The 20,148-nt window shown below is 67.5% G+C and carries 18 protein-coding genes; 12 read left to right on the top strand and 6 right to left on the bottom strand.

Annotated features, from left to right (window positions below; all coding sequences use genetic code 11):
• Window positions 1-2 precede the first annotated feature (2 nt).
• Both K9D25_RS04675 and ppk2 read right to left on the bottom strand, forming a co-directional pair.
• A complete protein-coding gene (locus K9D25_RS04675; protein WP_244379782.1) occupies window positions 3-608 on the bottom strand; it encodes a hypothetical protein in 606 nt (201 codons plus the stop codon).
• Window positions 609-636: 28 nt separating this feature from the next.
• Window positions 637-1,545 (bottom strand): polyphosphate kinase 2, encoded by a 909-nt coding sequence (ppk2, locus tag K9D25_RS04670; RefSeq protein WP_244379780.1) that lies wholly within the window; start codon window positions 1,543-1,545, stop codon window positions 637-639.
• Between the two features lie 190 nt (window positions 1,546-1,735).
• Here ppk2 and K9D25_RS04665 point away from each other — a divergent pair, with 190 nt between their 5' ends.
• The 7 genes from K9D25_RS04665 (at window position 1,736) to phoB (ending at window position 8,532) form a co-directional block, all read left to right on the top strand.
• Entirely contained in the window at window positions 1,736-3,028 is a 1,293-nt protein-coding gene (locus tag K9D25_RS04665; protein WP_244379778.1) for an ATP-binding protein, read from the top strand.
• A 173-nt stretch (window positions 3,029-3,201) separates the two neighbouring features.
• Window positions 3,202-4,242 (top strand): phosphate ABC transporter substrate-binding protein PstS, encoded by a 1,041-nt coding sequence (gene pstS, locus K9D25_RS04660; RefSeq protein ID WP_244379776.1) that lies wholly within the window; start codon window positions 3,202-3,204, stop codon window positions 4,240-4,242.
• A gap of 160 nt (window positions 4,243-4,402) precedes the next feature.
• A complete protein-coding gene (pstC, locus tag K9D25_RS04655; protein WP_244379774.1) occupies window positions 4,403-5,380 on the top strand; it encodes a phosphate ABC transporter permease subunit PstC in 978 nt (325 codons plus the stop codon).
• Window positions 5,381-5,393: 13 nt separating this feature from the next.
• Window positions 5,394-6,227 (top strand): phosphate ABC transporter permease PstA, encoded by an 834-nt coding sequence (gene pstA, locus K9D25_RS04650; protein ID WP_244379772.1) that lies wholly within the window; start codon window positions 5,394-5,396, stop codon window positions 6,225-6,227.
• 8 nt (window positions 6,228-6,235) lie between these two features.
• The gene (gene pstB, locus K9D25_RS04645) at window positions 6,236-7,057 is read left to right on the top strand and encodes a phosphate ABC transporter ATP-binding protein PstB (protein ID WP_244379770.1); all 822 of its coding nucleotides are present in this window, start codon (window positions 6,236-6,238) and stop codon (window positions 7,055-7,057) included.
• A gap of 25 nt (window positions 7,058-7,082) precedes the next feature.
• The gene (gene phoU / locus K9D25_RS04640; protein ID WP_244379768.1) at window positions 7,083-7,796 is read left to right on the top strand and encodes a phosphate signaling complex protein PhoU; all 714 of its coding nucleotides are present in this window, start codon (window positions 7,083-7,085) and stop codon (window positions 7,794-7,796) included.
• A 34-nt stretch (window positions 7,797-7,830) separates the two neighbouring features.
• The gene (gene phoB / locus K9D25_RS04635; RefSeq protein ID WP_018388729.1) at window positions 7,831-8,532 is read left to right on the top strand and encodes a phosphate regulon transcriptional regulator PhoB; all 702 of its coding nucleotides are present in this window, start codon (window positions 7,831-7,833) and stop codon (window positions 8,530-8,532) included.
• A gap of 54 nt (window positions 8,533-8,586) precedes the next feature.
• On the opposite strand, the gene K9D25_RS04630 is transcribed toward phoB, so the two are convergent.
• Window positions 8,587-9,684, bottom strand: coding sequence for a bifunctional transcriptional activator/DNA repair enzyme AdaA (locus tag K9D25_RS04630; protein WP_244379767.1), 1,098 nt, complete (start codon window positions 9,682-9,684; stop codon window positions 8,587-8,589).
• Between the two features lie 50 nt (window positions 9,685-9,734).
• On the bottom strand, window positions 9,735-11,111 hold the full coding sequence (locus K9D25_RS04625) for a polyhydroxyalkanoate depolymerase (RefSeq protein ID WP_279613790.1): 1,377 nt from the start codon (window positions 11,109-11,111) through the stop codon (window positions 9,735-9,737).
• A gap of 191 nt (window positions 11,112-11,302) precedes the next feature.
• Between K9D25_RS04625 and K9D25_RS04620 the strand changes: the two genes are divergently transcribed.
• The 4 genes from K9D25_RS04620 (at window position 11,303) to K9D25_RS04605 (ending at window position 16,966) form a co-directional block, all read left to right on the top strand.
• A complete protein-coding gene (locus K9D25_RS04620) occupies window positions 11,303-12,679 on the top strand; it encodes an ActS/PrrB/RegB family redox-sensitive histidine kinase (RefSeq protein WP_244379766.1) in 1,377 nt (458 codons plus the stop codon).
• 117 nt (window positions 12,680-12,796) lie between these two features.
• Window positions 12,797-13,360, top strand: coding sequence for an ActR/PrrA/RegA family redox response regulator transcription factor (locus K9D25_RS04615; protein ID WP_371348508.1), 564 nt, complete (start codon window positions 12,797-12,799; stop codon window positions 13,358-13,360).
• A gap of 34 nt (window positions 13,361-13,394) precedes the next feature.
• The gene (locus K9D25_RS04610) at window positions 13,395-14,168 is read left to right on the top strand and encodes an LEM-3-like GIY-YIG domain-containing protein (RefSeq protein ID WP_244379764.1); all 774 of its coding nucleotides are present in this window, start codon (window positions 13,395-13,397) and stop codon (window positions 14,166-14,168) included.
• Window positions 14,169-14,254: 86 nt separating this feature from the next.
• On the top strand, window positions 14,255-16,966 hold the full coding sequence (locus K9D25_RS04605; protein WP_244379763.1) for an HAD-IC family P-type ATPase: 2,712 nt from the start codon (window positions 14,255-14,257) through the stop codon (window positions 16,964-16,966).
• Window positions 16,967-16,974: 8 nt separating this feature from the next.
• On the opposite strand, the gene K9D25_RS04600 is transcribed toward K9D25_RS04605, so the two are convergent.
• Together K9D25_RS04600 and K9D25_RS04595 are read right to left on the bottom strand one after the other, a co-directional pair.
• A complete protein-coding gene (locus K9D25_RS04600; protein WP_244379762.1) occupies window positions 16,975-17,730 on the bottom strand; it encodes an aspartate/glutamate racemase family protein in 756 nt (251 codons plus the stop codon).
• 11 nt (window positions 17,731-17,741) lie between these two features.
• On the bottom strand, window positions 17,742-18,470 hold the full coding sequence (locus tag K9D25_RS04595; protein ID WP_279613789.1) for a GntR family transcriptional regulator: 729 nt from the start codon (window positions 18,468-18,470) through the stop codon (window positions 17,742-17,744).
• A 548-nt stretch (window positions 18,471-19,018) separates the two neighbouring features.
• Here K9D25_RS04595 and K9D25_RS04590 point away from each other — a divergent pair.
• Window positions 19,019-20,077 carry an ABC transporter substrate-binding protein gene (locus tag K9D25_RS04590; protein WP_244379761.1) on the top strand — a complete coding sequence of 353 codons (1,059 nt, stop codon included), beginning with the start codon at window positions 19,019-19,021 and terminating at the stop codon, window positions 20,075-20,077.
• The last annotated feature ends 71 nt before the right edge of the window (window positions 20,078-20,148 follow it).

Genomic DNA, 20,148 nt, shown 5'->3' with positions numbered 1-20,148 from the left:
CTCTAGCGGACGAGGCCGGGCAGCAGGGCGCGCATGCTGGGCGGAATCTTGCTCGGCTTCATACCCTTGGGCAGGGCGAACGTGGCGGGGTCCTGGGGCGTACGGGAGAGTTCGGTCACCTCGAACAGCACCACCGGCTTGCCGTTCATCTGCGTGGTGGTGCGCAGCACGATGCCGTCGGCGGTGATGCAGCTTTCCACCGGCTGGTTCAGCGCCGGCACGGCGAACCGCCACAGGTCGCACGCCTCGCCCAGCACCTCGCCCTTCCCCGCGCGGGTGCCCTGACGCTTGGCGTCGGAAAAGGCGAAGCCGGGCGGCATGTCCGTCTCGACGGCGATGCGGTCCATGCCGGGCACGTCCACCATCACGATCACGCTGCTGGTGGGGAGATCGATCAGGCTGACCATGCCATTGGGCAGGTTGCCGCGCTCGACTTCGACCCGCACCTTGCCCTGATGATGCGCCACGCTGAGCTCCACACCTGGCAGCGCGCGGGCACGGGCGTGGTAATCCGCCGCGGGGGCGGGCATGGGGTCGGCGCTCGCGCCGCTGAGGTCGATGGACAGGCCGATGCCCAGCACGAGGCTGGCGATCCCATAATGGCGCATCAGGCGTCCTTCACATGCGGCAGGCGATTCAAGGGGCGGAACGCGCCAGAAAGGCGCGGCCGTCGAGCACGATGGCGGGATCGGGAATCCCGACGACGCCATCCTCCCTGCCCTCATACGGAATTTGGGCGAGGATTTGACGAATAACGCCGAGCCGTGCCCGCATTTTGTCGTTGCCTAGTACCACCGACCACGGCACCGGGGTGTGGCTCGCCGCGATCATGGCGTCGCGGGCCGCCGAGATCGCGTCCCAGCGCGCTGGCGCGGCGAGATCGACGGGGGAGAGCTTCCAGCGCTTGAGCGGGTCCTGATGGCGCTCATGCAGGCGCAGCAGCTGCATTTCCCGCCCGATATCGAGCCAGATCTTGAACAGGCGGATGCCGTCATCGACCAGCATCTTCTCGAAGGTGGGCACCTGTTCAAGGAAATGCGCGGTTTCCTGCGGCGTGCAGAAACCCATGACAGGCTCGACCACGGCGCGGTTGTACCAGGAGCGATCGAAGATCGCGATGTCGCCCCGGCGCGGCAGATGGGCGATGTAGCGCTGGAAGTACCATTGCCCGGCTTCCGCCTCGGTCGGCTTGTCGAGCGCCACCACATGCACGAAGCGCGGGTTGAGGTGCTGGGTCAGGCGGTGGATGGTGCCGCCCTTGCCGGCCGCGTCCCGCCCCTCGAAGACGATGACGATGCGTTCGCGCTGCGCCTTCACCCATTCCTGCAGCTTCAAGAGCTCGATCTGCAGCGCGTGCAGCTCGGCCTCATAGGTCTTTCGCTTGGGCCGGTCTGTGTAGGGATAATCGCCGCTGCCATAGGCGCGCTCGGCGATCAGCGGCGGCAGTTCCGCCGCCTCCACCGAAAACCCCGCCACGGCGGCCGCGAGTTCCGCCTCTTCGCTCCCTTGTGTCAGCGCCTTGGGGGCGGCGGGCCGCTTCGTCATATGGAAGCCTTTCAACACGATCATAAGGGCAACGTGCCGGACTGCGGAAGGTTCGGGCCGTGCGTCGCGATCAGCGCCCGCCACGAGCGATTCGCCTTCCGATGCCGGCTCAGAAAGCATATCAGGAAAGCGCGGCGCGCCTTAAAGCGGGCGAACGCCGCGCCATAAACATCGGGCAGGAAACGCGGGCATGGCCGTCAACGAGACGCGGCAACTGGCGGAGGAAACGCTGCGGGAACGCCTCGTCAGCGCCCGCTGGGTGCTGGCCGCCGCCGCGCTCGGCCTCGCCGGGGCGATCTGGGCCGGGGCGATGACGGCAGGCGCGGGTCTTACCATCGGCCTGCTGGTGGCCTTCGCGGCCCTGCTGCCGACCCGCAAGCGCCCGGTGGCGGCAGCGCTCGCCCGCTTCAGCGGCGAGCCGAAATCCTCGCCGCGTGCCGAGGAGCGGCTGCCGGCGCTGGTGCGTGCCCTTCCCGAGGCCGCTCTGCTGCTCGATGCGCGCGGCACGGTTCTGGCCGCCAACACCGCGGCAGTCGGCCTGCTCGCCAGCGTGCGCGTCGGCGATCCCGTCTCCTTCGCCGTGCGGGTGCCGGAGGTGCTGGAAGCGCTGCGGGCCTCGGTGGCCGACGGCACCGCCCGCCGCATCGAATTTGCCGAGCGCGTGCCGCTCGACCGCTGGCTGCGCGCCGACATCGTGCCGATCCGGCCCGGCCTGCTGCGCGAGGGCGCGCCGATCGAGGCGGTGCTGGTCAGCTTCGTCGATCTCACGCCGCAGCGGCGGGTGGAGCAGATGCGGGTGGATTTCGTCGCCAATGCCAGCCATGAGCTGCGCACGCCGCTGGCCTCTCTGTCGGGGTTCATCGAGACCCTGCAAGGGCCGGCGCGCAACGACGCCAATGCCCGCGAGCGCTTCCTCAAAATCATGAACGAGCAGGCCCGGCGCATGTCGCGGCTGATCGACGACCTGCTCTCGCTCTCGCGCATCGAACTGAACGCGCATCTGCGCCCGGAGGCGGCGGTGGATCTCGGCGCCGTGGTCGGCCATGTGCGCGAGGCGCTCGCCCCGCTCGGCCGCGAGCGCGGCGTCGATATCCTGTTCACCCCGCCGGCGGAGCCGGTGGAGGTGCGCGGCGACCGCGACGAGCTGATCCGGGTGTTCGAGAACCTGGTCGAGAACGCGCTGAAATATGGCGGCACCGGCGGGCGGGTGGAGATCACCGTCGCGCGCGAGGGCACGGACGCGGTGGCGACGGTGCGCGATTTCGGCCCCGGCATCGCGCCCGAACATGTGCCGCGCCTCACCGAGCGCTTCTACCGCGTCGACACCGCCCATTCGCGCGAGCAGGGTGGCACCGGGCTCGGCCTTGCCATCGTCAAGCACATCGTCGCCCGCCATCGCGGCAAGATGGGCATCGAGAGCACGCCGGGCGTTGGCTCGACATTCTCCGTGCGTTTGTCGACGGCATCGGCGCCGAAGCGATAAGTTCAATATTTTCAGTAATTTGAACTGTCATCAAGGCTTCATCGAAGGGTCATAGAACCTTGGTGCCCGGGCGGTAAGACTCCCGAGTGAACTGTCCACCGCCCTTCGGCCAATCGGGCAGGCCGGCGTCGTTTCGGCCAGGCTGCCCATCTCCCGACCTAAGGAGAAGACCCTTGAAATTCACCCATCTGCTCGGCGCTGCTGCGCTGTCGTTCGGCGCCCTGGTTTCCGGCGCCGCCTTCGCCGCTGACATCAACGGCGCTGGCGCCTCCTTCCCGGCTCCGGTCTATCAGGCCTGGGCTGCGGCCTATAAGGAGAAGACGGGCACCGGCCTCAACTATCAGTCGATCGGTTCCGGCGGTGGTCAGAACCAGATCGTCAACCGCACCGTCGACTTCGGCGCCTCCGACGCGCCGATGAAGGACGACAAGCTCGAATCCGCCACCCTGCTGCAGTTCCCGACCGTGATCGGCTCGGTGGTCGCCATCGTCAATCTCGGCGAAGACCACGCCCTGACCCTCGACGGCGCCACCATCGCCGACATCTACCAGGGCAAGATCACCAAGTGGAACGACCCGAAGATCGCCGCCCTGAACAAGGGTGCGAAGCTTCCCGACATCGCCATCGTGCCGGTCTACCGCTCCGACTCCTCGGGCACCTCCTTCGTGTTCACCTCCTACCTCGCCGCCACCAATGCCGACTGGAAGTCCAACGTCGGCGCGGCGACCTCGGTCCAGTGGCCGGTCGGCGCGGGCGCCAAGGGCAATGAAGGCGTTGCCGGCACCGTGAAGAACACCAAGGGCGCCATCGGCTACGTCGAGTTCATCTACGCCGCCGCCAACAAGCTCGCCACCACCGACCTCGTCAACAAGGCCGGCAAGGTCGTGAAGCCCGAGACCAAGGCGTTCATGGAAGCCGCCGCCGCCGCCGACTGGAAGGGCGCGAAGAACTTCGCCGCCTCGATGATCGACACCGCTGGCGAAGGCGCCTGGCCGATCACCTCCGCCACCTACATCCTGCTGCCGAAGAACCCGACCAATGCCGCGCAGTCGGCGGAAGTCATCAAGTTCTTCGACTGGGCCTATGGTGCGGAAGGCGACGCCATCGCCGAGAAGCTCCACTACATCCCGCTCCCGGACGCCGTTGTCACCGACATCAAGAAGGCCTGGGCGAGCGACGTGAAGGCCGACGGCAAGGCCGTCTGGACCAACTGATCCTGAACCGCACCTCGAAGAGGCGGCCCCTGGCCGCCTCTTCTCGTCTGCTCCGGCGAGCAGTACTCTGCCGCGTCGATACCTGTTCCGTCCCAGTAGTACGCCGCCCCTCCGGCCGATCGCGGCTCAGGGTGACAAGGCGCTCCAAGGATCATACGACATGGATGCCACTCTCAGCGGAAGGCAGGCGGAGGCCGGCCTGATCGCGGCGCACAAGCCGACGGGACGCGTAAGCGACCCGATTTTCGTCGGCATTCTCTGGGCCAGCGGCATTCTCGTGCTGCTGCTGCTCGGCCTCATCATCGCCATGCTGTTCAAGGGCGGCCTGCCGGCCCTGCAGGAATTCGGCATCTCCTTCCTGTGGTCCACCAAGTGGAACCCGGTGACCGAGGTGTTCGGCGCCGGCGTGATGGTGTTCGGCACCGTCTTCAGCGCCGTCATCGCGGTGATCATCGCCCTGCCGCTGTCCTTCGGCATCGCCTTCTTCCTGACCGAGATCGCCCCCGGCCCGCTGCGCCGGCCGATCGGCGTCGCGATCCAGCTGCTCGCCGCGATCCCGTCGATCATCTACGGCATGTGGGGCTTCTTCGTCATCGTGCCGCTGATGGCCGCCTATGTTCAGCCGCCGCTGATCGAATGGCTGGGCCCGCTGCCGGTGATCGGCGCGCTGTTCCAGGGCCCGCCGCTCGGCGCGGGCATGCTCACCGCCGGCCTGATCATGGCGATCATGATCCTGCCCTTCATCACCGCCATGTTCGTCGAGGTGCTGGAATCGGTGCCGCCGATGATCAAGGAATCCGCCTATGGCGTCGGCGCCACCACCTATGAGGTCTACCGCAACGTCTCGGTGCCCTATGGCCGCACCGCCATGGTCGGCGCCGTCATGCTCGGCCTTGGCCGCGCGCTGGGCGAGACCATGGCCGTGACCTTCGTCATCGGCAACGCCACGCGCATGTCGGCCTCGCTCTTCGCCCCCGGCGCCACCATCGCCTCCACCATCGCCAACGAGTTTCCGGAAGCCTCCACCGGCTCGCTGAAACTCCAGTCGCTGCTGGAACTGGGCTTCATCCTGTTCGTGATTTCGTTCATCGTGCTCGCGCTTTCGCGCCTGCTCGTCCGTTCCCGGCTCAAGGGCTGAGGGAGAGACACACATGGCATCCCTCGCCCGCCGCCGCGCCACCGACTACACGGTCAAGGTCATCAGCACCGGCTTCGCCGTGCTCTCGCTCATCCTGCTCGCCTGGATCCTGTGGACCCTGGTGATCCGCGGCCTGCCCGCGCTCGGCCCGCACGTCTTCACCAAGATCACCGCGCCTCCCGGCGCCGGCGGCGGCCTGCTCAACGCCATTGTCGGCTCGCTGATCCAGATCGGCGTCGCGCTCCTCATCGGCACGCCCATCGGCCTGATGTGCGGCACCTTCCTCGCCGAGAACGGCCGTGGAACCCAGATCGCCAACGCCGTGCGCTTCGTCAATGACGTGCTGCTCTCGGCGCCGTCGATCCTGATCGGCCTGTTCGTGTACCAGTTGCTGGTGGTGCCGTTCGGCGGCTTCTCCGGTTGGGCGGGGGCTATCGCGTTGGCGATCATCATCATTCCGGTCGTGGTCCGCACCACGGAGGACATGCTGAACCTGGTGCCGATCGGCCTGCGCGAAGCCGCCTTCGCGCTCGGCGCGCCGCAGTGGAAGGTGGTCACCTTCGTCACCTGGCGCGCCGCGCGCGCCGGCATCGTCACCGGCATCCTGCTCGCCGTTGCCCGCGCCGCCGGCGAGACCGCGCCGCTGCTGTTCACCTCGCTCGGCAATAATGGCTGGTCGATCAGCCTGAACGCGCCGATGGCCAGCCTGCCGATCGCCATCTATCAATACGCCGCCAGCCCGTTCGAGGACTGGGTCGCGCTGGCCTGGGCGGGCGCCCTGCTCATCACCGTCGGGGTTCTGACCCTGAACATCCTTTCCCGCCTCGTCCTGGCGAAGATGAAGTGAGACGGACCATGAATTTCGCACCCGAAACGTCGATCGACATCGCCTCCGCCGTCAACCGCGCCACCGCGCCGTCGGCCGAAGCCAAGATCAAGGTCGAGAAGCTGAACTTCTTCTACGGCGACAACCATGCGCTGAAGAACATCAATTTCGAAATCCCGGAAAAGCGCGTCACCGCGATGATCGGGCCTTCCGGCTGCGGCAAGTCCACGCTGCTGCGCATCTTCAACCGCATGTATCAGCTCTATCCCGGCCAGCGCGCGGAAGGGAAGATCCTGTTCGACGGCGCCGACCTGCTGAGCAAGGACCTCGATTCCACCGTCGTGCGCTCGCGCATCGGCATGGTGTTCCAGAAGCCGACGCCGTTCCCGATGTCGATCTATGACAACATCGCCTTCGGCGTGAAGCTGCATGAGCGCCTGTCGAAGGCGCAGATGGACGAGCGCGTCGAATGGTGCCTGCGCAAGGCGGCGATCTGGGAAGAGACCAAGGACCGCCTGCACACCTCGGCGCTCGGCATGTCGGGCGGCCAGCAGCAGCGCCTGTGCATCGCCCGCACCATCGCCGTGCGGCCGGAAGTGATCCTGCTCGACGAGCCCACCTCGGCGCTCGACCCGATCTCGACCTCGAAGATCGAGGACCTGATCGACGAGCTGAAGCAGGAATTCACCATCGTCATCGTGACGCACAACATGCAGCAGGCGGCGCGCTGCGCCGACATCACCTCCTTCTTCTATCTCGGCGAGCTCATCGAGGTCGCCGCTTCGAACGAGATCTTCACCAACCCGCGCGAAGCCCGCACCCGCGACTACATCACCGGCCGCTTCGGCTGAGCCCGCGACGAGAGAGGCCTGCCCCATGACCGAACATATCGTCTCGTCATTCGACACCGACCTGAAGGAACTCGGCCGCCGCGTGGTCGAAATGGGCGGACAGTCGGAGCGTCTGGTCGCCGATTCCGTGCAGGCGCTGGTCAAGCGCGACACCGAGCTGGCGCAGAAGGTGATCGTGCTCGACGGGCCGGTCGACCTCTTGCAGCGGGAGATCGAGGAAAAGGCGGTGCTCATCATCGCCCGTCGCCAGCCGCTCGCCGGCGATCTGCGCGAAATCGTCGCCGCCATGCGCATCGCCAACGACCTGGAGCGCATCGGCGACCTCGCCAAGAACACCGCCAAGCGCGTGCTCGCCCTCACCGGCGAATTCCACCCGCAGAAGCTGGTGCGCGGCGTGGAGCACATGTCCACCATCGTGCTCGAACAGCTGAAAGTGGTGCTCGACGCCTATGCCACGCGCGACGAGACGCGGGCGCTGGAAGTCTGGCAGCGCGATGGCGAGGTCGATGTGCTCTACACCTCGCTGTTCCGCGAGCTCCTCACCTATATGATGGAGGACCCGCGCAACATCTCGCTGTGCACGCATCTGCTGTTCTGCGCCAAGAACATCGAGCGTATCGGCGACCACGCGACGAACATCGCGGAAACCATCCATTATCTTGTCACCGGCCAGCTGCTCACCGAGGAGCGGCCGAAGCAGGATACCAGCAGCCTGACCAGCGTCGCGTTCCCGGCCTGACGCCGGCGACCCGCGAACGCTCGGGGACGACATCATGCCCACCAACATACTGATCGTGGAGGATGAGGAGCCCCTCACCCTCCTGCTCCGCTACAATCTCGAATCCGAAGGCTATTCGGTCGATAATGTCGGGCGGGGCGACGAGGCGGAGACAAGGCTGCGCGAAAGCGTGCCGGATCTCCTGATCCTCGACTGGATGCTGCCCGGTCTCTCCGGCATTGAGCTGTGCCGGCGCCTGCGCGCCCGGCCGGAAACCGAGCGCATGCCGATCCTCATGCTCACCGCCCGAGGCGAAGAGACCGAGCGCGTGCGCGGCCTCGCCACCGGCGCGGACGACTATGTGGTGAAGCCGTTTTCGGTGCCGGAGCTGGTGGCGCGGGTGCGCGCGCTGCTGCGCCGGGCCAAGCCCGAGCACATCTCCACCCTGTTGCGCGCCGGCGACATCGAGCTCGACCGCGAGACCAAGCGCGTTCACCGCGCCGGGCGCGAGCTGCATCTCGGCCCCACCGAGTTCCGGCTGCTGGAATTCCTCATGCAGTCGCCGGGCCGCGTCTATTCGCGCGAGCAGCTGCTCGACGGCGTGTGGGGGCAGGATGTCTATATCGACGAGCGCACGGTCGATGTGCATGTCGGCCGCCTGCGCAAGGCGCTGAACCGCCCGCGCCAGCCCGACCCGATCCGCACCGTCCGCGGCTCCGGCTATTCCTTCAACGAGATGTTCGCCCGCGCGCACTGAGCGCGCGCGCGAACGGCCCCGTTGACGCCGCCCCTCCTTGGCGCGGGCAGCGCGTCAACCCGCCGCTGGGGCGGGCGTCCGGTAGCGACTCTCGATCTCCAGCAGCCGCTGCTTGCGCCACAGCCCACCGCCATAGCCGGTGAGGGCGCCGTCGGTGCCGATGACGCGGTGGCAGGGAATGATCAGCGCCAGCTGGTTGGCGCCATTGGCCCGCGCCACGGCGCGGATCGCCGTCGGCGCGCCGATGCGGCGGGCGATGTCGGCATAGCTCGCCGTCGCCCCGGCCGGTATGCGCCGCAGCTCCGCCCAGACGGCGCGGGTGAAGGCGCTGCCGTCGAGCGCGACAGGCGTGGTGAATTCCGCCGAGCGGCCGGCGAAATAGGCGGTGAGTTCGCGGCGGATGCTCTCCGTCGGCGCATAGCTGCCGATCCCCAGCTCCCCCTTCACCCCCTTGCGCAGCCGGGCGATCTCCGCCGGCAGGCCGCGCCGCTCGACGAATTCGAGCAGATGCAGATGGGTGGTGCTGGAAATCGCGATCATGTCGCCGAGGGGCGTGCCGATCCAGTCGGCGAGCAGCCGCCCCTCGCCAGCGATCTCGCCCGGCGCGCAGCCGATTAGCCGGGCGAAGGCAGCACGGAAGGCGCTGGCTGACTGGAAGCCGGCCTCCTGCTGCGCGGCGATCACCGACCCGCCAAGCGCCAGCGTCTCGAAGCCCTCGCGCAGCCGCCGGTGGCGCGCCATGTCGAGGAACGTCATGCCGAAATGCCGCTTGAAGGCGCGGCGGACGGTGGAGAGGTCATAGCCGAGGCGCGTAATGTCCTCCTCGCCGAAGCGATAGGCCGGGCGCGCGTCCAGCGCGGCGAGCAGAGCGGCGATCATCGGATCGGCTTGCGCGGCCGGCTGCAGCGGATGGCAGCGCTTGCAGGGACGGAAGCCGGCTTCGATGCAGGCGCCGATGGTCGGGCGAAAGCTGCAATTTTCGATCAGCGGCTTGCGCGCCGGACAGGTGAGCCGGCAAAATATGCCCGTAGTGGCGACGCAGACATAGGCGCGCCCTTCATAGCGCGCGTCACGCGCGAGCAGCGCCTCATACAGCGTCGCCGCATCCGGCAAGGTGAGGTCGAACAGATCGTGGGTCGCATCGGTCAGCATGGGCCGACGCTAGCATCGCGCCGCCTCCCGCGCCGCCGGAAATCGGGCGTTTATTCGTCGCCCGTCCCGCTGCCGCCCTCCGGCCGGTTATGGCCCTTTTTCGGCCAGTTGTGCGAGAGCACGAAGTCGGAAATGCGCGGGGCGATTTCGGCGCGGAAGCGCGAGCCGTTGAACACGCCGTAATGGCCGACGGTCGGCTGGAGGTAATGCGCCTTCATATCGTCCGGCAGGCCGGAACATAGCGTCTGCGCCGCGCGGGTCTGGCCGATGCCGGAAATGTCGTCATTCTCTCCCTCGACGGTGAGCAGGGCGACATTGCGGATCTTCGACGGGTCGACCCGGGCGCCGCGATGGGTCATCCGCCCGCGCGGCAGCGCGTGGTCGATGAACACGGTCTGCAGCGTCTGCAGGTAATATTCCGCCGGCAGGTCCATGACCGAGAGATACTCGTCATAGAATTCGCGGTGCTTGGCGGCGGAATCGCCGTCGCCCTTGACGAGATGGCCGAACATGTCGGCATGCGCCTTCAGATGGCGCTCCAGATTCATCGCCATGAAGCCGTGCAATTGCAGGAAGCCGGGATAGACCTGCCGCATCACCCCGGCATTGGGCCAGGGCACGGTGGTGATGACATTGCGCTGGAACCAGTCAATGCCGCGCTCCTCGGCGAAATGGTTCACCGCCGTCGGGCTCTCGCGCGTGTCGATCGGCCCGCCCATCAGCACCATGGAGGCGGGCACATCAGGGTCGCCCAGCTCTTCCATCCGCGCGACGGCGGCGAGCACCGGCACCGCCGGCTGGCAGACGGCGAGCGCATGCACCCCGCCGCCGAGATGGTGGAAGATGTCGATGACATAGTCGATATAGTCGTCGAGGCTGAACGGCCCCTCCGACACCGGCACGTTGCGCGCATCGACCCAGTCGGTGATGTAGACATCGTGATTGGTCAGCAGCGTCTGCACCGTGCCGCGCAGCAGCGTCGCGTAATGGCCGGACAGCGGCGCGACGATCACCATGCGCGGCTGCGGCCGGCGCGGCTTGTGCGCGAAGTCGCGGCGGAAATGCAGCAGCTTGCAGAAGGGCCGCTCCCACACCGTCTCGATGGTGACGGGAACGCTGACGCCGCCAACATTGACCTCGTCAATGCCCCATTCCGGTTTGCCATAGCGCCGCGTCGTGCGCTCGAACATTTCCAGCGAGGCCGACATGGTCTTGCCGAAGCCGGTATGGCTGAGCGGGTTGGCCGGGTTGCGGTAGAACAGCCGCCCCGCGTCCGCCATGATGCGCAGCGGGTCGAGCGCGGCGTGGCCGAGTTCGAACATCCAGTACATAGGCCGCGTCAGCGCCGAAGCGGCTTCCAGCGTCACCTCGGGCGAGGCCACCGCTTCCGTCGCATCAGGCACATCGCCGAAAACGCCGATTGCCATGCTGTCCTCCGTCGTCCGCGCCTGTTTGGTACCGTCCCCGTGATCGGTCCCGGCCGGCCTTTCTTGTGCATTGCAGCATAAATAGGCTCTTTCACGCCCGCGTCAACGCGGCTCCACTCTCGCATGACAGCTTCACGAAAGGTTATAGAAAGCCGCGTCCCTCCGCGAAGGGGGCGCGAAGGGGCCTTTTCATGTCGCTTTCCCTCGACCATCCCATCGGCGAACGGTTTTTCGGCCTGCGGCTGGATACGCTGATCCGCCTGCGCTGGCTGGCGATTTCCGGCCAGACGGTCGCCATCGTCGTGGTGCAGTGGCTGCTCGGCTTCTCGCTGCCGATCGGCGCCAGCCTCGCCGTGGTGGCGCTGTCCGCCTGGCTCAACCTGGCGCTGAGGCTGCGCAATCCCGGCGCCCGGCGCCTGTCGGATGTGGAGGCGGCCTGGCTGCTCGCCTATGACATTCTGCAACTCGCCGCCCTGCTGTTCCTCACGGGCGGGCTGTCCAATCCCTTCGCGCTGCTGTTTCTCGCCCCGGTGCTGATTTCGGCGACGGCGCTTTCGCCGCGCACCACCATCCTGCTCGGCGTGCTGGCGGCGGTCTGCGCCGGGCTGGTCGGTTTCTGGCACATGCCGCTGCCCTGGGCGCCGAACGGCGCGCTCGGCGAGGTGCCGGAATTGCCGACGCTCTATCTCGTCGGCATCTGGCTGGGGCTCGCCATCGCCATCGCCTTCATGGGCGTGCATGCCTGGCGGGTGGCGGAGGAAACGCGCGAACTCTCCGAGGCGCTGGCGGCGACCGAGCTGGTGCTGGCCCGCGAGCAGCATCTCTCCGCGCTCGACGGGCTGGCGGCGGCGGCGGCGCATGAGCTCGGCACGCCGCTCGCCACCATCACCGTGGTGGCGAAGGAACTGGCACGTTCGCTGCCGCCCGACAGTCCGCTGAGCGAGGACATCAAGCTGGTGAGCGAGCAGGCCGAACGCTGCCGCGCCATTCTGCGCCGGCTGACCACGCTCGATTCCGGCGAGGCGCCGTTCGACCGCATGCCGATCTCGCACCTGCTGGAAGACGTGGTGGCGCCGCACCGCAATTTCGGCATCACCATCGCCGTCACCCTGCCCAATGGCGCGCCGGGCGAGCCGATCATCGCCCGCAATCCCGGCCTGCTCTACGGCCTCGGCAACATTGTCGAGAACGCCGTCGATTTCGCCGAAAGCCGCGTCAACATCGTCGCCAGCTGGAGCGAGGACGAGGTGACGATCTCCGTCACCGATGACGGGCCGGGCTTTCCCATCGAATTGCTGGACAGCATCGGCGCGCCCTATGTCACCAGCCGCGGCCGCAACCGCTGGAGGCGCGGCACGGAAAGCGAGGGCGAGGACCAGAACGGCCTCGGCCTCGGCGTGTTCATCGCCAAGACGCTGCTGGAGCGCACCGGCGCCGCGCTCACCTTCGTCAACCGGCCGCCGCCGGCGCATGGCGCCTCCGTCGGCGTGCGCTGGCCGCGCGGGTTGATCGACATATCAGGCGATCGTGAAGTCGAGGGCGAGACCGGGGTACCCGCCCGCCCGTAGAAGGGGTTGCGACATTTTGATCTCGCTGCCCATGGGGTATAAGCTCGATCAAAAGTCGAATTGGCGACGCAGCGCCGCGTGGGTTCGCCCGTGCGTGACGGGGCCGCAGCCGGCACAATGGAAAGCGTTGAGATGCTCGATACCGCCATGGAACCGCAGGACCGCACGCTGCTCATCGTCGATGACGACCGGCCGTTTCTGCAGCGCCTCGCGCGGGCGATGGAAACCCGCGGCTTCATGGTGACCACGGCGGAGACCGTGGCCGACGGCCTCGCCAGCGTCGAAGGCAGCGCGCCCGCCTATGCGGTGGTCGACATGCGCCTCGGCGACGGCAACGGGCTGGATGTGATTTCCGCTTTGAAGCGCCGGCGGCCGGAAGCGCGCGGCATCATTCTCACCGGCTATGGCAACATCGCCACCGCCGTGAACGCGGTGAAGATCGGCGCCGTTGACTATCTCGCCAAGCCGGCCGACGCCGACGATATCTGCGCCGCCCTCAACGCCCAGGGCGACTACAAGCCCCAGCTGCCGGAAAACCCCATGTCGGCGGATCGGGTGCGCTGGGAACACATTCAGCGCGTCTATGAGCTGTGCGGCCGCAATGTCTCGGAAACCGCCCGGCGCCTGTCCATGCACCGCCGCACCCTCCAGCGCATCCTCGCCAAACGCGCGCCGCGCTGATAGGTATCTCTCAACGGCACGTTGAGGGGCGGCAATGGCGGACGAGTGGTTCTCGGAGGAAGTCTGCGAGAAGCTGGGTAACTATGTCTACCGGCTGATCGATCCGCGCAACGGCGAGACCTTTTATGTCGGCAAGGGGCGTGGCAATCGCGTCTTTCAGCATGCGCGGGACCTCGATGGTGTTGCGGAAGATGAATCCCAACTCCTCGGGAACAAGCTCGAAAGAATTCGGGCGATCCGCAATGCGGGCCTGAGCGTGATCCATGTCATCCATCGGCATGAAATACCGAAAGAGGCGGTGTTCGAGGTTGAAGCGGCGCTGATCGACGCCTTTCCCGGATTGACCAACGTCCAGGGCGGGCATGCCAGCAGCGACCGGGGGCCGATGAGCCATATCGAGCTTATCGACAAATATAATCTACCGGTATTGGCGGAAGACCCTCCGCACCGTCTCGTTGTTATCAACATCAACAAGCTCGAAGACAGGAGCGACCGGCGCGCCATCTATGATCTGGTTCGTTACTGCTGGCGCCTGTCGAAGAGCCGCGCCGAGAGCGCCGAGTATGTGCTGGCTGTCGTGCGGGGCGTCGTGGTTGGCGTGTTCCGTCCGTTGGAGTGGCGGGCGGCGACGCGGGAGAACTTCCCCGATATCGCTTATGCCGACGGCAGCGAAGCCCATCGTTTCGGCTTCATCGGCGAGGAAGCACCGGCTGAGATCTGGGACTTTTATGTCGGTCAGCGGGGGAAGCGTATCGTGCAGAAGGACCTGCGGCACAGCCAGAACCCCATCCGCTATTGGCGCTGCTGACCTCTTGTAAGCAAAACCACGCTAGGCCGGGGGAGGGGGGGCTTCTAGGTTCGGGCTAACGCAACGTCAGCGAGCGCCCCCGACCGATGAACGATGCCACGTCCCGCCCGTCCGCCCCGCCCGCCGCCGAGTGGCATGCGCTTTCCCATGAGGAGGTGGCCGGCCGGCTCGGCGTCACCCGCGCCGGGCTGACGCCGGAAGAGGCGCAGGCCCGGCTCAAGGCGCATGGGCCGAACGCGCTGCCCGAACCGCCCGGCCGCCCGCCTCTGCTGCGCTTTCTCGCCCAGTTCAACAATGCGCTGATCTATTTCCTGCTCGCCGGTGCGGCGGCGGCGCTGGCGCTCGGCCATTATGTCGATGCCGGCGTCATCGTCGCGGTGGTGCTGGTCAATGCGCTGGTCGGCTTCATCCAGGAAGGCAAGGCGGAACAGGCGCTGCGGGCCATCCGCAACATGATCTCGCCCCACGCCCATGTGGTGCGCGCCAGCCGCCGCCAGAGCGTGCAGGCGCGCGACCTCGTTCCCGGCGATCTCGTGCTGCTGGAAGCCGGCGACCGGGTGCCGGCGGACACACGGCTCATCCGCGCCCGCGGCATGCGGGTGGATGAAGCGATCCTCACCGGCGAATCCGTCGCCGCGCTGAAGAACGAGGCGGCCGCGCCGGTGGAAGCGGCGCTGGGAGACCGGCACTCCATGGCGTTTTCCGGCACCACCGTGGCTGCCGGGCAGGGGGCCGGCATCGTCGTCTCCACCGGCCCGCACACGGAAATCGGCCGCATCGGCCGCCTCATCGCCGAGGTGGAGCCACTGGCGACCCCGCTGCTGCGGCAGGTGGACGCCTTCGCCCGCCGCTTCACCACGGTGGCGGTGGTCAGCGCGGCGGCGCTGTTCCTGTTCGCCGTGGCGGTGCGGGACTATGGCTGGAGCGAGGCGCTGATCGCCGTGGTGGCGCTGGCGGTGGGTGTGGTGCCGGAAGGTCTGCCGGCGGTCATCACCATAACGCTGGCCATCGGGGTGCGGCGCATGGCGCGCCAGCACGCGGTGATCCGCCAATTGCCGGCGGTGGAAACGCTGGGGGCGACCTCGGTGATCTGCTCCGACAAGACCGGCACGCTCACCCGCAACGAGATGACCGCCTGCCGGCTGGTGATCGCCGATGACGACCTCGCCGAAATCGCCGTCTCCGGCATCGGCTATGACCCCGCCGGCGCGCTCGGCTGGATGCCGCCCGGCGGGCAGGGCGACCCGGCCGGGGCGGCGGCGGGGCTGTTGCGTGCGGGGCTGTTGTGCAACGACGCGCATTTGCACGCTGAGAACGGCGCCTGGCGGGCGGAGGGCGACCCGATGGAGGGAGCGCTCGTCACGCTTGCCGTCAAGGCGGGGCGCGACGCCGCCGCCGAACGGGCCGCCTGGGCGCGGCTCGACGAGATCCCGTTCGACGCCGCCTATCGCTTCATGGCGAGCCTCCACCGCAGCCCGGAGGGCGAGGCCGTGCTCTTCGTCAAGGGCGCGCCGGAGGAGGTGCTGCGCCTTGCCGGCGCTTCGGGCGGCGGCGCCTGGGAAGCGGCGATCGCCCGTGCGGCGGCGGCGGGTGAGCGGGTGCTGGGCTTCGCCATGAAGCGACTAACGGTGGCGCCGGCGCGCCTCTCCTTCGAGGATGTGCGCGAGGGGTTCAGCTTTCTCGGCCTCGTCGGTTTCATCGACCCGCCGCGTCCGGAGGCGGTGACGGCCATCGCCGAATGCCGCAGCGCCGGCATCGGGGTGAAGATGATCACCGGCGACCATGCCGCGACCGCCGGGGCCATCGCCCGCCAGCTCGGCCTCGCCGCGACGCCGGTGGTCGCCACCGGGGCGGAGGTGGACGCGGTGAGCGACGACGACCTCGTCGCCCTTGCCGCCCGCACCGATGTGTTCGCCCGCACCAGCCCGGAGAACAAGCTGCGCATCGTGCGGGCGCTGCAATCCACCGGCGCGGTGGTGGCGATGACCGGCGACGGGGTGAATGACGCGCCTTCGCTCAAGCAGGCCGATGTCGGCATCGCCATGGGCCACAAGGGCACGGAGGCGGCGAAGCAGGCGGCGGATGTGGTGCTGCTCGACGACAATTTCGCCACCATCGTCGCGGCGGTGAAGGAGGGGCGCACCGTCTACGACAATATCCGCAAGATGATCGCCTGGACGCTGCCGACCAATGGCGGCGAGGTGCTGGCGGTGATCGCCGCCATCCTGCTCGGCCTCACCATGCCGATGTCGCCGGCGCAGATCCTGTGGATCAACCTCATCCTCTCCGCCACGCTCGGCCTCGCCCTCGCCTTCGAGCCGACCGAGCCCGGCATCATGGCGCGCCCGCCGCGCCCGGCCAAGGCGGGGCTGATGAGCCGCTTCATGCTGTGGCGGGTGGTGCTGGTTTCTGTGCTGTTCACCCTCATCGCCTTCGCCGTGTTCTTCCACTCCCTGTGGCGCGGGCAGGAGGTGGAAATGGCCCGCACGCTGGTGGTCAACACGCTGGTCGTGATGGAGATTTTCTATCTGTTCAATGTCCGCTTCCTGCATATGCGCTCGCTCAGCTGGCGCGGCGCGCTGGGCACGCCGGCGGTGCTGCTGGCGCTCGCGGCGGTCGTGGCCGGCCAGTTCGCCTTCACCTATCTGCCGGTCATGCAGGCGATCTTCGACACGCGGCCGGTGGCATTGCTGGACGGGGTGATGATCATCGCCATCGGCGTCGCGTTGATGGTCGTGCTGGAGGGCGAGAAGTTGCTGCTGCGGCGCCTCGGCCTGTTCGCGGCGGGCGAGATGTAGCGGACCCGCTATTGCGCCGCGTCGCGGTGCTCGATGCGGGCGGCGAGGGCCGGCGAAAGCCCGGTGGTCGGCTTGGCCGGCGGGCGGCTGAAGCGGCCGCGCACCGGCTTGCGCGGGGCAAGGGTGACGAGCCCTTCCGCCATCTTCACCGCCGCGACGATGGGATCGACCACCGGCACGGGCACCTGCGCCCGCAGGCGCGGCGCCATGCCGGCGAGCGGCGCCCCGCCGAGGATCACCACATCAGCCCCGTCCTCGTCCACCGCCTCGCAGGCGAGCGCGACGATGGCCTGTTCCATTTCCGCCTGCACATTCTCGATCGCCGAGAACGGCAGGCTGCGGGCGCGGATGCCGGCGCAGCGGCCGGAGAGGCGGTAGGCATCCACCGTGTCCTGATACCAGTTGGCCATGGTGGTGGTGAAGGTGACGATGCTGAAGCGCTGGCCCAGCGTGCAGGCGGTCAGCATCGCCGCCTCTGCCATGCCGAGCACGGGCAGATCGAACAATTCGCGCGCCGGCAGCAGGCCGGGATCGCCGAAGGCGGCGATGATGGCGGCGTCATGCTCGCCCTGGTGCTCGGCCAGCATTTCCAGCGTCAGCGCCCCGGCGAGCTGCGCCTCGCTGCGCGAGGCGATGTAGGGCACGCCGCGCGGAGCGGTGAGGCCGGTGAGCACCGTGCCCGGGGCAACAGCGGGACGGGCGGCGGCGAGCAGCATCTGCGTCACCGTGTCGGTGGTGTTGGGGTTGAGCACGAGAAGGCGCACGGAAAGGTTCCTCAGGCAGCGGCCCCGGCGGTGGCGGCAAGCCGCGCCAGCACGCCGGTGCTCGTGTGCATGACATGGGCGGCGAGCAGCCGGCCGGCGGTGTCGGACTGGCGCGCCTCAAGCGCGGCGAGAATGGCCCGGTGTTCCTCGATGGATTCGGCCCAGCGCGCATGGGTGCCGAGGGCGAAATAGCGGGCCCGTTCGGCACGGGCGAACAGCCAGCCATGCATTTCCACCAGCGTGGCGTTGTGGGCGCCGGCGAGAATGGCGCTGTGAATCGCCTGATTGACCGCAAAATAGGCGGCGAGGTCGCCGGCGCGGTAATGCGCCTCCATCGTCTCCTGCAGTTCGCGCAAATGGCCGAGCTCGCGCGCGCTCAGGCGCTCGGCGGCATATTCGGCGGCGATACGTTCGACATTGCTCAGAGCTTCGAACAGCTCGGTGATGTGGGTGGCGTCGAACGGGGCGATGCGGGCGCTGCGGTTGGGGCGCAGCTCCACCAGCCCCTGCGCCGCCAGCATCTTCACCGCCTCGCGCAGCGGCGTGCGGGAAATGCCGAGGCGTTCGCACAGATCGGCCTCGACGATCGGCGCGCCCGGCGCCAGCGTCCCGGTGACGATCATCTCCCGCAACTGGCTTCCGGCCTGCGCGTGCAGCCCGGCGCGGCTGAGCCGTTCCGTCGTCGAAGCTTCGACCGGGCGCAGCTTGCGCGGGCGCCCTCGCTTGCGTGGTGTGTCCATCCGTTCCGTCCCCCTGACGATCCTAGCACGCAGGCGCGCCACGATAAGCCACCCCGGCGCTGCAATTATAGTCACATTCTGACGTTGGAATAGGCGCTTGGAGTAAATTGTATTCAGCATACAAAAAATCATTGCGCGGAGGCTCCGCCCGTCTTTTACTCCCCGGCAGGCGCGGTTCGGCTGCCGCTTCGCAGGAAGAGACAGCCCGGTGCCGCAGGCCGCCCGGAGCGGTGATCCGCTCCGGCGGGAATGGGCAGGCGTAAAGGGGAGTGAGCGTGTTCAGCTCATTTCTTGGTCAGAGACGAAGGTTTTCTGGCGCTTATTTGCGCTTGGCCGCCTGTATTGGCCTCGTATAGTGCGGATGTTTTCGCCGCACCTGTGGTGTAGCGCAGGGCGAAAATGCTCTTTCGGGTTGGCGTGCCCATCATCGTGATCCCGTCTGCGGGTTCCGTTGCTGCGGCATGCAACCGTGGCGGCGTAATCTACAGTTCGACAACGAGCGGGCTGTAAGGCGGGGTCGTATCGGTTCTCAAGATCCGGAGGGGATCATGTGTGATCGTGACGGCACCTTCTATCGTAACTTCTCGCGCCGCAGCTTCCTGAAGACCTCGGTCGCCGGCGCGGCGGCCACCATCGCGCTGCCGGCCGGGCTGGCGAGCCTGCTGGCGCCAAACGCGGCGCGCGCCGCCGGCACTACCATCAAGGCGACGCACGGCTCCGGCTTCTGCAATATGGGCATCTTCCTCGCCAAGGAGCGGGAGTTGACCAAGGCCGACGGCGTCGATCTCGAATTCGTGGTGACCCCGTCCAATACCGAGATCACCACCATGTTCGGCGCGGGTCTCGTCGACATGTCGATGATCCCCTATTCCAACTTCATGACGCTCTACGATGCCGGCGCGCCGGTGAAGATCGTCGCCGGTGGCGGTGTCGAAGGCTGCATCATCGTCGCCAAGGAGGGCATCACCTCCGCCGCCGACCTCAAGGGCAAGACCTTCGGCACCTTCCAGGCCGACACGCTGGAAGTGCTGCCCTATGATTACTTGAAGAAGGCCGGGCTTTCCTTCAACGACGTGCAGATCAAGTATCTCGACACCTCGCCGGAACTGGCCCAGGCCTTCATGGCCGGCGCCATCGACGCCATCTGCCATATCGAACCCTATGCCTCGCAATGCGTGCTCGGCCGCAAGGGCGCGACCGTGCTGTCGAACGGCACCGACGTGTATGGCAAGGGCTATTCCGACTGCGTGCTCGCCGTGCGCACCCCGCTGCTGGAGAGCAACCCGGCGGCGGTGAAGGCGGTGATCAAGGCGCTGATGGTCGCCCAGTCGCAGGCCGAGGCCGACAAGCAGGCCGCGCTCAAGGACACGGTCGGCAAATACTACAAGACCAGCATGGAAGCGGCCGAGGACGCCTCGACCAAGCAGCCCATCGTCGTCGACCAGCGCAACCAGACCCAGTTCATCATCGATCGCGGCCAGTCGATGATGGAACTCGGCTACGTCAAGAAACTGCCCGACCAGGGCGCGTTCGACTGGAGCCTCTTGGAAGCGGTGATCGCCGCCAACAAGCCACTCTATGACGGCCTCAAGCTGAAATCGGCCTGAGCCCGGCGGCCCTCTGCCCACGGGGAGAGGGCCGAGGCGGGGCGAGCTGAGACGGGGTTCTGCCGCCGTCC

Source organism: Ancylobacter polymorphus (assembly GCF_022836935.1).
GTDB classification, from domain to species: Bacteria; Pseudomonadota; Alphaproteobacteria; order Rhizobiales; family Xanthobacteraceae; genus Ancylobacter; species Ancylobacter polymorphus_A.
Note: the sequence above shows the minus strand (reverse complement) of the source record. Positions and strands in the feature narration are given on the sequence as shown.